This window comes from Sulfitobacter sp. F26204 (assembly GCF_026410305.1).
GTDB lineage: Bacteria > Pseudomonadota > Alphaproteobacteria > Rhodobacterales > Rhodobacteraceae > Sulfitobacter.
Window position 1 is genome coordinate 33,113 of record NZ_JAPMLQ010000003.1, and the last position, 12,741, is coordinate 45,853.

Below are 12,741 nucleotides of genomic sequence, written 5' to 3' on the forward strand. Positions count from 1 at the left end.
CTAATCTTGCTCCTTTAGGGTCAAGCGGCGAAGGATATGCTTGAGTTGGTGATCAAAGACCGGGAATTCCGGTCGTAGACGCTTGGTGGCATTGCGTATTGAGGCCCTCAACTCACCTTCTGGTGCGATTTCTCTAAGGCGGTCCAGAAGACCCTGGGCGTCTGAGTAGGGCATACTGATTGCGGCTTGGGCCTCGACTAGCGGTGCGGCGGTTTCCACTTCGGAATTGACGATGATTGGGCAACCGAAAAACACCGCGTCTCCCCATTTGTTCGATTCCGCCTTACGGTTGATCGGAACGGCGGGGTCATAATATGTTAGAACGGCATCGCAGGCACCGTACCATGCCAACGCTTCGCGTTGAGACAATTCACCAAGATAGATGGCTTGCGGGTGTGAGATCAGGCGCGTTGCCGCGGCACCGTCGTAACGTCCGGCAATCACGATTTTCAGGTCCATCCTGCTTTGTGCCGCGAGATCCAACAAGCGCAAGAAGATCGGGGCACCGCGGGTCTCGCCAATCCATCCGTTTGCGTAAAGGACCAAACTGGCGTCTGGGCGCGAAGGGACTGCCCGCGTTGCAGCAAGGAAATCTTCTTCCAAAGGGCTGTTGCGCAAAACGAACATCTTGTCGTGGTGCGACTCGTAGCGCGAAAACCCTGGAATGACATGAAGCTCCGCTCGACGCGATGCCCAGCGTTCCAAGACCCTGAGCAGACTGCCAGCAATGCCGGGGAGTCGAACGATCATCGAAAATCGATCCGCGTCGTCGAAGACGATTCTCGATCCAGTAAAGCTGGCTGCTAGAAGGGCGGGGAATGCGGTTTCCCAACCCAAACAAAAGAGTAGTTTACCGCGCCCTAGCCGAAGGGTTTGCCAAAACACCTTGGTCATCCACAAGGGATACATCGCCCGGGCCTTGCCGGAGGCGTAACCGCCGCCCCGCATCAGGGTTGTTTCGCGAACTCCGTCTTCGCCCCAAGCAAATTCTCTTGCTTCACCGGGCACGCGTTCCCAACCATAAAACCAGATCTGGTGACCCGAGTCGCGCAGAACAGGCACCATCTTGGCAAGACGCGTTCGTTTGCGCATTGCGGGAAGGGGCGCAAGAAAATGAATGTCCTGTGTCATACTCTCGGCTCTCCTGACCGCAGCCAAATTATTTTTGCGGTCATTCCGTACCCCACCAGAGTGCGGCAGCACCAGTTAAGAGCGCTGGCCGCGGCAACACTGTGAACCAAATCAAATCCCACCCATCTCAAGCCCAAGAAAAGTGCAACAACAGGTACTAGAGCCACGATTTGCAGCAGGATCAGGATATCGTGTTGATGGGGCATCCCGAACACGCCAAGGTACCCAGAGGGCAGAGCGTAAAGGGTGCGCACAAAAGCCATCAAGAAAAACAGACCCTGCAACACCGGATCGACCTGACCGACAGGAGGTGTGACCACCTGCCATAACCACCAGCCTAAAAGGTTCAACAGGGCTGCGGCGGCGGCGGGAAAGCCTACGATGACAAGCCAACGAGTGTGCAGAAAGCCCGCGAAGCGATCATGGTTGTCGCGTAGCCATGGTCCGATAAGGAACGCAAGGTAACCGTTAAGAAACGAGATCGGGAACAGGAAATACGTGGCGGACGTAAAGTACAGCGCGGCGTCCGTGCTGTTGCCCAATCGGTTTACGACGACCTGTTCTGCATAGACCGACATGGCCAAAAGCAAGGTGGTGACCATAAACCGACTGCCAATGGCGTAATGTTTCCCCACGTTCTCGGTAGTTTGTGGATGCAGCTGCGAAGGTGGCAGGCGCAGCATGGCCCCTGCCATCACAATATTGGTGGTCAGGACCAGCAGGACGCCTGACAGGATCAGATCACCCCGCCATCCCGTCACGACCATCAGGCCGACCATGACGAACGCCGCGATCTTCCAACCTTGTTGCGCCAGCTGAGACAGAACCCGTTTGTGATGTGACCGAAAATACTGAAACTGAGCCAGGGATGCGGCGGAACCAATCGCCAGCAGGCTCCCAATCCACCAATTCGGCAGGATCTCTGTGATAAACAGGATCACCCCGACCACGCAGGATAAAACCGGCACTTGGAAAGATAACAGTCGCAACACCTGCGCCGAAGCCGCGGGGCGACGCACCAAGACCTGATCCAACCCAATCAACGGGAGGACCGCCGAAATCCCGATGAGCGATCGTAACAACGCCCAGTCGGAGATGTCGTCCGGAGAAAACAGGCTGCTGACTAACATATCTGCCAGCAACAGCAGGACAAGTCCTGTCCCATAAGCGACAAAGCCGAGCCTCATACGATTTCGCGCATCCTGATCAGCTTGCTCGGCACTCCGCCTACAACGGCGCCGGCTGGAACATCGGAGCGCACGACTGCACCCGCGGCGACCACTGCTCCGGCGCCAATGGTGGAAACGGAAGACAAAACAACCGCATTAGCCCCAATCCAAACGTCGTCTCCTATTGTAAGCGTTGAGAAAAAAAGATTTCCTCGACGCCAATCTTGTCCAACGCCATCAATTTGATGGCTATGTGTGAAAACCTTGGCTGCCTCACTTAGCGTTACCCGATCACCAACTATGACGTTTCCCGACAAGTCCAAAAGGCAATCATTGCTAATATGTAGGTCCGTGCCGATCCGGAAATTTGAGGATGAGTTTCCGTGTAGTTGTTGGATGCGCACCCGGCTGCCAACATTGATACGCGGCGCGGCAAGATGCCGTTCATAAACCCAGTTTCTGATTTTCCGCAGGATGGGAAGCCCGAAAAGGTTGCTTTCGCGTACTAGGACGTAAAGAGGTTTCAATTTGCACCGCGCTGCATATGTAGTGTCGACCTAAACGATATTCTTTGCATGTATGTCGCGATTAAAAGGGGTGTCGTAAGCATTAGAAATCTGAAGAAAAAGCCAAGAAACTCGCTATAGAGAAGCATTGAGTTGATTGACACAGCGGCAATGATGAGTGTGACTTTTGACAATATACTTTGGCTGCGAATGGCTGAACGGGTCATGCGGTTTGAAAAATATGCTAGTAAGAAAATTGCTAAAAATACACCGGGCACGCCAAAATTCATGCGCGCTTCCACAACCAAGCCTGTGGTAAGGGAGTTATTACCTTCTTGGCCAATGATAAACGAACCTGGTCTAACCATGTTGATCAACCGAGGGCCTGCGCCAAGGGGCTTGTCCGGCCAGATCGAACGAGGAATCAAATTTGTTACCGCGGCAAGATACGTTGCCCCCCAGTAAAGCTCATGACCGTTATCAATCATCCATGGGCGGGCTTCATCATTGCCAAAAGCACCATCCAGCGTAAAAAAAATGATGGCCTCGCGCCTTTCGGCCAAATAAGCTGAATCTGAAATGCTATACCGTTGAAGGGTGACGTAATAAGCTGCTCCAGCTATGGCAGCAACCGAAGTCAGCGTAAGCATCAAACCCTTGATGTTTAAACGTGGCATTGACGTTTTTCTTTGGCTTGAAAAGAAGAAATATACTGAAAGGTTTATCAAGGCAAAAACAAGAATTGTGTTTCTGCTAGATATGGCATTGGCGTAGTAGACTGTGAATGCTGCAAGGGTCCCAAATAGCAAAATCTTTGACATGCGCTTTTTTGAGAGCAGCGCCGCTGCAAGAATTGCAGCCGACCCCGGAATGAGAAAATTGGAGAAAATTCGGGTGGATGATCTCGCCTGGCTGTGAAGGTGGCGATCGAGCAAAAAGTTTTCGAAAGATCCGCTTGCGCTTGTAATTGTCGACAGGTCGCTCCATGCAAAGAAAGCTCCCATCAGCGCGATCGCCAAACCCACCCAAAAGGTATTCTTGGCGTTTTTGTCGCTGACCGACGAAGATGTACCCCTATACAATTTAATTAGTTGCGTGGTTTTTCGAGAAAAAACTTCGTTTAATGCTGAGGCGAATAACAGAAATACGATAGAAAGAACGACTGAATATACCAAGGTAGTGTTATTATATTCGGATTGATACCTAAACCAACCAGAAAAGTATTTCACCAGTGGTGTAAGGAAGTGGATGATTGCAAAATAAAGCGCAAAAATCGTGATCGGATAATAGGCAACCGCGGCGACTCCAGCCCTCTTTATTTGAACAAAAATGACCGCTGCCGAGAGGACTAGGCCGAATATGAGGAGCGCAGGATACATATTTGCGTTAAATTACGCCCAAACTCCGCGGACGTCCACGATTTGGCCGACCGGCGGGGAGCTGATCTTGAAAGATTTGTGATCGACCAACATCACATGAACCTCTGCGCGAACCTCCTCTAGCGTAACCAGCGTGGCTGCACCCAGGCCCTCAGGCAGGGCACTCACGTTCGGCTCTATGATGTGCAATGGCCCGGCATGTTCCGCCGCGATGCGCCGGGCAATGTCTAATGCCGGGCTCTCGCGTAGGTCGTCGATGTCGGGTTTGAACGCCAACCCGTAGATCGCCACCGTCACCTCACGCGCCGTCCAGTCGGGGTTCTTGCTCAGAAGTGCACCAATTGCCGCACGGACCTTTTCAAGCACCCAACCCGGTTTGGCATCATTCACTTCACGCGCTGTCCGGATCAGTCGAGCCTGCTCTGGTGCTGACGAGACGATGAACCATGGGTCGACCGCGATGCAATGCCCGCCCACGCCCGGCCCGGGCTGCAGGATGTTGACCCTAGGATGGCGGTTGGACAGCCGGATCAGTTCCCAGACATCCATATCGAGTTCATCGCAAATAACCGAAAGCTCATTGGCGAAGGCGATATTGACGTCACGAAAGCTGTTTTCGGTGAGTTTGGCCATTTCCGCAGCCCGCGGGCCAGAGGCCACGACGCACTCGCCGGTGACGAAGGTCTTGTAGAGCGTGACAGCGCGCTCAGAACAGGCTGGGGTCATGCCGCCAATGACCCGGTCGTTGTGGATCAGCTCTTGCATCACCTTGCCGGGCAGTACCCGCTCGGGGCAATGCGCGATACGGATGTCGGAGGCTTCGCCGGCGTCTTGGGGAAAACTCAGGTCGGGCCGGGCCTCGGCGAGCCAAGCTGCCATTGCTTCGGTTGCCCCGACGGGCGAGGTACTTTCCAGGATCACCAAGTTGCCCGGCTCCAGAACCGGCGCAATCGCACGCGCTGCCGCCTCGATGAACCTAAGGTCAGGCTCATGCTTCTCACCCTTGAACGGGGTTGGGACAGCGATCAGGAAAGCTTCGGCTGGCTCCGGGGTCATGGTTGCCCGCAAATAATCATCTTTGACTACCGCATGTACAATAAGATCGAGTTCCGGTTCGACAATGTGGACCGCTCCGCGATTGATTGTGTCAACCGTTTTTTCGTTCACATCGACTCCGACTACCTTAATCTTTCTCGACGCGAACATTGCGGCGGTCGGCAGGCCAATATAGCCGAGCCCAATGACTGAGATCCGTTTGAAGGGTTGGTCGTGCATTAGTATTGAACCTCTTGTGTAGCAAAGAATTCCAGAATGGCGTCCCGGATGCGCTGTGTAGCAAGCCCGTCGCCGTATGGATTGTGCGCGCGTGACATGGTGTCGTAGGCCGCTTGATTTTCGAGGAGAATTGCCGTTTCCCGCACGATCAGTTCAGCATCAGTGCCCACCAATTTCACCGTTCCGGCGCCCACCGCCTCAGGCCGTTCGGTCGTGTCACGCATTACCAGAACTGGTTTGCCCAGCGACGGTGCTTCTTCTTGCACTCCGCCAGAGTCAGTCAGAATGATGTCAGCGCGACGCATTAGATGAACAAAGGGCAGATAATCCTGCGGCGCAATGAGCCTCACACGTTCAAGAGCGCCGAGGCTGGTTTCGACCGGGCCTTTCACGTTGGGATTGAGGTGAACAGGATAGATGATCTGGACATCGGTTCGCGCTGCGACCGCTACAAGCGCAGAGCAAATACGTTCAAAGCCGCCTCCAAAGCTTTCGCGCCGATGACCCGTCACAAGGATCAGGCGCTTGGTCGGGTCGATTCCGAATTCCGCGTCGAATGCCGCGCTCTGTTGTGGATCGTTTTCGAGCCGCTCAACTACTTCAAGCAACGCATCGATGACTGTATTTCCCGTGATCGAAATCTGCTCGTCTTCGACGCCTTCGCATCTCAGGTTCGATGCGGCCTTTTCTGTCGGTGCGAAATGCAGCCGTGCGATGGTGCCGGTGATTTTGCGATTGATCTCTTCGGGCCATGGCGAATAGATATTTCCGGTCCGCAAGCCCGCTTCGACATGACCCACAGGGATCTGCTGGTAATAGGCCGCGAGCGAGGCCGACAACGTCGTAGTAGTGTCGCCGTGGACCAGCAGCAAATCTGGCGAAAACTCTTCCAGCACCGGCTTAAGCCCGGCAAGCACTGCCGCGGTGATCTCGGTTAGCCCCTGTCCAGGCTTCATAACGTTCAGATCGTAGTCGGGTTCGATCCCAAACAGACGCAGAACCTGATCCAGCATTTCGCGGTGTTGGGCTGTGACAGCAACGCGTACATCAAGACCGGGAGTTGCCCTGAGTACTTCATAAACCGGAGCCATCTTGATGGCTTCTGGCCGAGTCCCAAAGACAAGCAATACTTTTTTCATTGAATCCTCAAACTTTATTTCTGGTGGACGCCGCCAGCATTTCATCTTTGATCACGCAGTAATTCACCGTTTCTCGATAGAGATAGTCGGCCAAACGAATTGCTGTTGCGATCAAGACAGCTTGTTTGTCGCGTTGGCGTCTATTTCGACTCGAAGAGCTTCGATCTCTTCCTTGAGCGCCTCATATTCTTCCATCTTCCGCACCAGAAATGCACGAGTCAGCGCAGCCTTCCTCGCGATACCGTTCGGCGTCAGAACGTAGGCATATCGGCGCTTGTCTTCCGCGGCTGTGAAATTTCCCAACTTCACAAGGCCTTTGTCGATCAGGGCGTTCAACACGTAGTGCATGCCCCCGACACTGACCCCAACCGCTTCGGCCAGCTCACGCTGGGACATCTCAGGATTATCTTGCAAAAGGCGAAGCACGCGAAAATGCGTGTCTTCCTGCAGCTTGGTACGCTTGCTGGTCATTTTTGGGATTTTCTCAGGCTACCGCACAAGGACTGCCCGAAGGGCACCTTGTTGGATGCAAAGGTGATGTAAAAATCACATTGCTCATTTTTGAGCGGTATCAAATGCTGCGCGCGCAAACAAGACTGAATTACAGAAAATCAAGAGGTTTTTTCAGTCGGTCGCGGTAATCGATCTGCCAGCTGGGCGGTCAAAGGTAAGCTGCGCCTTGCCTTTGTAGGCGGCCACGGCTGGAAATCGTGCCCGCTCCGCTACCCATTGAGTATGGAAATAACAAGCTTAAAACTGAACGACCCTTTCAGCACAATGCAGTTTCATGATCACGGATGGTTGTTTATCTAAAGGTTTTTCACCGTTGTGTGCCGCAGTGTCAATGCGAAGTCTACCTGAGAGCACATTTGCTCAAACCTGACCCGCCAGCGCAGGCTCCGATAGCCCTGCGTCTGGTAACTTGCGAGCACCAAGCTCAGATCGTTTCATCGTTGATGGTAAGAAAAACGGCTTTGGGATCGCGGGGCACGGGGCTTCAGCCCCCCCAATCGATGCTTCCATCTTGTACGGTAAACTCCGGATGCATCCAGCGCAGGCACAGGTTGAGCGCAATGCGCTTCTGATTGCGAAAAATGCGTTGATCAATCATGTTCCCCCATCCTGGCACGTTTGACGCCTTTGACGATGGTAGAGAGGGGGAACCATCATTCTTGTACTGTTCGGCGCAATAGGCGAGGTTGATACCGGCGCGCTTGCAGATGTATGCGTAATGGGCAGACTCATCTGAGTCCTGAAATCGCCCACGGCGATTGATGCCATGGACGAGGATGACGTTGAAATCGGCCGCACCGGATTCCACATCTGCGATCAGCCGCTGCTAGACCGCGTGCCCGCCAATGGAAAGAGCGCTTTTGCCGTCATCGGCATAGCTCTTGATGATCTCGATGCCGCGCTTCTCGGCATATTCGCGGATCCTGTGGGACCGGTTGCAGGTCGAATACTGCTGGTGCTTTGTCGAGATGCGCACATATTGCGCCGCCCGAAATTCGGTAATCTCGCCACTCCCGTCCAATTCAGCCTCCGATCCGCGTGTCTGTCGGTCGGACGTTTGCGTGAGTGGCAAAACGTATCAAGCTGATAATGCTAAATTATTTCATTATATCAACGTGCTGAGGGCGAGGTGCGCCAGCGCCATCATCTAAATGTCACATCGCAGCCGGAAAAGCTGACTTGCATCTGTTCAAGTTCGAGCGATATGTGGGCGGTAGAGTTTCAATGAGGTTGCAAGATGACATTCCACGATCGCGGCACAAGTTGGTTTCTGGCCCAACTGAAGCCGAACTGCGCCAACATCGCGGATAGGAACCTCAGACGCCAGGGCTTTAAGACCTTCCTGCCGATGGCAGAGGAGACGCATCAGAGGGGCGGCAAGTTTGTCACCGCCATGCGCCCGCTGTTTCCGGGTTACATTTTCGTTGCCTTCGATGTTGCGAGTGGCTTCTGGCGGACGGTCAATTCGACCTACGGCATCACGCGGCTGGTGAGCTTCGGCAAAGAGCCGTCTGCGGTGCCGACCGGTCTGATTTCGCAGTTGATGCAGCGGTGTGATGCGAAGGGCAAGTTACTGCCTCACAAGCACCTGAAACCCGGGGATCAGGTGACCCTGACCGGGGGGCCGTTTACCAACTTTGTTGCAGAGGTGGAAAAGATCGCGCCGGATCGGCGCGTCTGGGTTCTGATGGAGATCATGGGCGGCCAGACCCGCGTGGCCGTTGGGGCGGATCAGCTGCGGGCGGTATGAGTAGACCCCATCGTTGACATGAAAGCCCCAGGCATTCCTTTCGGGTCCCAAGGGTGAAGATGGTGGCGACGTCAGCACTCTTCGAAGGTCTCACAGTAAACGATGCGGCGCATCTCGAAGGTGTTTCTGTCCGCATGATGGAAAGGTCGTGTGAGGAAGGCTTCCTGCACTGGAAGAACGGGGTGTCTGGTCAAGCGTGAGATGTTTCATACGTCTGCGGCGACAATGGTCTACAGAGCAGCTCCTGAAAACTGCGCAAACATTTCCCCGAACAAAACCTTCAAGAAGCGTCTGTGGCGGTTCCTTTGGACATCTCGCAGTCCTTCGGGGTCCTATTGCGCGCAGAACACTGTCGAGCGATATATCGTGGCACAGATTGATGTTAATATTCCATGGCGCGGTGAGGGTTTTGGGCGCAACGCGAACAAAGGGATTTGTTGGCGGATGCTTGAATGCAGTGCTGCGAAATATTGGTTTTGCTGCCAGAGACATGCCAACGGGGCGACTTGCGAACTGAATTCTAAACAATGATTGCAAGGGCTTGCAGAGTAGGGGCGGGGTTATCGCCAGACCGGTTCCCGCCGACAATTGCTCTGGTACTGCTCATTTTAATATGCATTCGCCCATTTTGCGGTTTCCTGTGCTTACCTTTGTTGTGTGGGCAACAGAGGGATCACTCTGCTTCCCAAAAATCAGTCGGCATGTCGTGCAATTGCTGTGCTGCTGTATCGTCGATCCAGTCTTGCTGCTCATCCTTTGACCAGGATCGGAAACCGGGCTTGTCGCGGGCCATGATATGCGCGCGCCGCAGGGCCTGGCGATATTTCAACTGCTCAATCGGTGCATTGGGGATGATTGCATAGACAAATGTGCCATTCATTGCGGCGGCGATGGTCTCCATTTGCTTGATTGACACTGCGCCTTCTTTTTCACTGCGCTCGGCTTGATAAACAGCGTTACGGCTTACGCCCTTGCGAGCGGCAACCTGTTCAGCGGACATACCCAAAGCCAGACGCATGGTAGCGATCCAACCCTTTTCAGGGATCGGCCTGTCGGCAAATTGTTCGGCACTGCGGTCCAAAATGCGCGCCCAGCGTCTGCGTTGCATGAAATCAGGCATGGATCTCCTTTGGTCATTATTCTGACCATTTCTTTACCCTATATAGGCCGATACCTTCAACACCGCCAACAAATTATACCGAAAATCAAAGTTTATGCATATATATCCCTAACATTATTGTGATACAGTGCTATATATGATTGGAAAGGATGCCGATGTTTGAATTGTTTTTGATGCCGCAATCTCTTCCCTTTGCGATTGCACTTGCGGTCACGGCAGGGTTGTTTCTGTTGGAGATTATCAGCCTGTTGCTGGGGGCCACCATTCTTGGTGTAGGGGCGGAAGCACCTGATATTGATGTGGATTCCGATTTTGATCTATCCGCGGATATTGATCTTGATGCGCCCGATTTTGATGTCGAAGGATTTGACCCTGAGGTGGCAGGCGAAATGGCAGATATGCCGTCTTCCCCCTCGGGCATTCTGACATGGCTTGGTGCACGTGATGTACCCTTTCTGATCTGGCTGGTTTCGTTTCTGACGATGTTCGGATTGTCCGGCATGATTGTGCAAGCCATGGCCATCAAAATGATCGGTGTTCCGTTGTTTGCAATTCTGGCGGTTGTGATCGCTGCGGTTCCCGCTATTGCGACGACCCGTGTGATTGCGAACTGGGTCACGTTGATCATGCCCAAGACTGAAACCACTGCGATGCGCACCCGTTTTCTGGGGGGACATCGCGGCACGATCACCCAGGGAACTGCCAGACGCGGCAATCCTGCCGAGGCCAAGATCAAAGACCGCTATTCCAACATTCATTACCTGCGGGTTGAACCGCTGGACGACGAAGGTGTCTTTCCGCAGGGGAGTGAAGTTACGCTTATCCGCAAACGCGGCGACAAGTTCTTTGTGATCTAGCCAGAACTGTCGACGCTGAGCAATCCAACTTTCGAGACCAAGGAGTACCTCTATGCAGTTGAATGAAATACTAGTCATCGCCGGTATCATAGTCGGCTTGCTGATCTTTATCGGCTTGATTATGGCCCGCTTGTACAAACGTGCGACCCGGGAAACGAGCTTGGTCAAGACCGGTTCAGGCGGCAAGAAGGTGATCATGGACGGGGGGACGATTGTTGTACCCTTCCTGCATGAAATCGCCAAGGTCAACATGAAGACCCTGCGCCTTGAGGTGGCTCGTGTAAACGAACAGTCGCTGATCACCAAAGACCGGATGCGTGTGGATGTTGGTGTTGAATTTTACGTGTCGGTCAATGCCACTGAAGACGGTATTTCGCGTGCGGCCCAAACGCTGGGTGACCGGACATTCCATGTAGATCAACTGCGCGAGATGATTGAGGGCAAGTTGATTGATGGTTTGCGGGCTGTTGCCGCGCAGATGACAATGGATGAATTGCACGAGAACCGCGCCAGCTTTGTTCAGGAAGTGCAGAATGCAATTTCCGAAGACCTGCTGAAAAACGGGCTGGAGCTTGAAGCGGTGTCATTGACAGCACTGGACCAGACGCCATTCGACTCCCTTGATGAAAACAACGCATTTAATGCTGTCGGGATGCAAAAGCTGGCCGCCGTGATTGCAACATCGCGTAAGGAACGTGCCGAAATCACCGCAAGCGCAGATGTATCCGTGGCGCGGTCCGAGATGGAAGCCGAAAAGCTGAAATATCAGATCGAGCGTGAAAAACAGGAAGCGTCGATCACACAGATTCGCGAAATCCAGACATTACAGGCCAGCCAGGAAGCCGAGATTGCGCGCAATCGGGAAATTTCGGATCAAGCCAAGGAGCAGGCCCGGATCGAACGCGAACGTGCTGTGCGTGCATCCGAGATCGAGCGCGAGCGTGCCATTCGCGAGGCAGAGATCGCCAAAGAGCGCGAGCTTGAGGTCGCGGATCAGGAACGCCAGATCATCGTTGCCCGCAAGTCCGAAGAAGAAAGCCAGGCGCGTGCATCTGCGGATAATGCCCGCGCTGAGGCCAAAAAAGCCTCGGAAGCCATTGAGACCGCCCGTGCCGTGGCCGAGGCGGAACGTCAAAAGCAGATTGCCCTCATCGAAGCGCAGAAAGAAGCGGAGCGTCAGGCGACCGGCATTCGTCTTGCTGCCGAGGCCGAGAAAGATGCGGCCAATGACCGCGCTGCGGCAAAGCTGGAAGAGGCACAAGCTGATTCAAAAGCGATGATAATCCGTGCTGAGGCCAAGAAAACGGATATGTTGGCGACAGCGGAGGGTCAGACTGCGATTGCAAATTCAGAGAATGAATTGAGCGCTGAGATCATCGCGATGAAAATACGTCTGGCGAGTCTTGAGGCCATGCCAGCGATCATCGCCGAGATGGTAAAACCCGCTGAAAAGATCGATTCCATCAAGATTCATCAAGTGACCGGCATGGGACGAGGCGGATCAGGTGACGCCGCTACTTCAAACGGTGGCACGCCGGTCAATCAGGCGCTGGATTCTGTCCTTGGCATGGCGTTGCAGATGCCTGCGATGCAGGCCCTTGGGAAAGAGTTGGGGATCAGCCTTGAGAATGGTGTCGCAGGCGTTGTCGATGATGTGCTGGACGTACCGGCACGTGCCTCAACAACCCGGCAGCCGGTCAATGGCACCACAGATGAGGCATCCGAGACAACGCTTCAGGCATAAAGAAGCCAGACAAGTTACGGGTGTGCACGGAAACGCGCACACCTTTTTTGCGAAGGTGCTGGATTGGTCAACCGAAGCCATTGATATAGGCATTGAAGCCAACCAGAACCGTCGCTGAATTGTCCACAGTTTGCACTGCAGATCACCTTGACCGCTAT

12 protein-coding genes are annotated in these 12,741 nt (G+C 53.8%); 4 read left to right on the plus strand and 8 right to left on the minus strand.

What is annotated here, in order from left to right:
• The 7 genes from OS190_RS09025 to OS190_RS09050 form a co-directional block, all read right to left on the minus strand.
• Entirely contained in the window at positions 1–1,131 is a 1,131-nt protein-coding gene (locus OS190_RS09025; protein WP_267158365.1) for a glycosyltransferase family protein, read from the minus strand.
• Positions 1,128–2,273, minus strand: a complete 1,146-nt coding sequence (locus OS190_RS09030; RefSeq protein ID WP_267158366.1) for a hypothetical protein — start codon at positions 2,271–2,273, stop codon at positions 1,128–1,130. Before OS190_RS09030 ends, OS190_RS09025 begins: the two co-directional genes overlap by 4 nt.
• Positions 2,274–2,314: 41 nt before the next feature.
• Positions 2,315–2,704: an acyltransferase gene (locus OS190_RS20635; RefSeq protein ID WP_502212145.1), complete on the minus strand. Its 390-nt coding sequence runs from the start codon at positions 2,702–2,704 to the stop codon at positions 2,315–2,317.
• Between the two features lie 119 nt (positions 2,705–2,823).
• On the minus strand, positions 2,824–4,185 hold the full coding sequence (locus OS190_RS09035; RefSeq protein WP_267158367.1) for an O-antigen polymerase: 1,362 nt from the start codon (positions 4,183–4,185) through the stop codon (positions 2,824–2,826).
• Between the two features lie 12 nt (positions 4,186–4,197).
• Positions 4,198–5,460 carry a UDP-N-acetyl-D-mannosamine dehydrogenase gene (gene wecC / locus OS190_RS09040; protein WP_267158368.1) on the minus strand — a complete coding sequence of 421 codons (1,263 nt, stop codon included), beginning with the start codon at positions 5,458–5,460 and terminating at the stop codon, positions 4,198–4,200.
• A complete protein-coding gene (wecB, locus tag OS190_RS09045) occupies positions 5,460–6,599 on the minus strand; it encodes a non-hydrolyzing UDP-N-acetylglucosamine 2-epimerase (protein ID WP_267158369.1) in 1,140 nt (379 codons plus the stop codon). Before wecB ends, wecC begins: the two co-directional genes overlap by 1 nt.
• 111 nt (positions 6,600–6,710) lie before the next feature.
• Entirely contained in the window at positions 6,711–7,070 is a 360-nt protein-coding gene (locus OS190_RS09050; protein ID WP_267158370.1) for a MarR family EPS-associated transcriptional regulator, read from the minus strand.
• Positions 7,071–7,878: 808 nt separating this feature from the next.
• Here OS190_RS09050 and OS190_RS20640 point away from each other — a divergent pair.
• The gene (locus OS190_RS20640) at positions 7,879–8,199 is read left to right on the plus strand and encodes a hypothetical protein (RefSeq protein ID WP_502212086.1); all 321 of its coding nucleotides are present in this window, start codon (positions 7,879–7,881) and stop codon (positions 8,197–8,199) included.
• Positions 8,200–8,349: 150 nt separating this feature from the next.
• A complete protein-coding gene (gene nusG, locus OS190_RS09065) occupies positions 8,350–8,862 on the plus strand; it encodes a transcription termination/antitermination protein NusG (protein ID WP_267158372.1) in 513 nt (170 codons plus the stop codon).
• Positions 8,863–9,535: 673 nt separating this feature from the next.
• Here nusG and OS190_RS09070 read toward each other — a convergent pair.
• Entirely contained in the window at positions 9,536–9,982 is a 447-nt protein-coding gene (locus OS190_RS09070; protein WP_267158373.1) for a helix-turn-helix domain-containing protein, read from the minus strand.
• 155 nt (positions 9,983–10,137) lie between these two features.
• Here OS190_RS09070 and OS190_RS09075 point away from each other — a divergent pair, with 155 nt between their 5' ends.
• Both OS190_RS09075 and OS190_RS09080 read left to right on the plus strand, forming a co-directional pair.
• Positions 10,138–10,839: a YqiJ family protein gene (locus OS190_RS09075; RefSeq protein WP_267158374.1), complete on the plus strand. Its 702-nt coding sequence runs from the start codon at positions 10,138–10,140 to the stop codon at positions 10,837–10,839.
• 52 nt (positions 10,840–10,891) lie between these two features.
• Positions 10,892–12,583, plus strand: a complete 1,692-nt coding sequence (locus OS190_RS09080) for a flotillin family protein (protein ID WP_267158375.1) — start codon at positions 10,892–10,894, stop codon at positions 12,581–12,583.
• Positions 12,584–12,741: the final 158 nt, after the last annotated feature.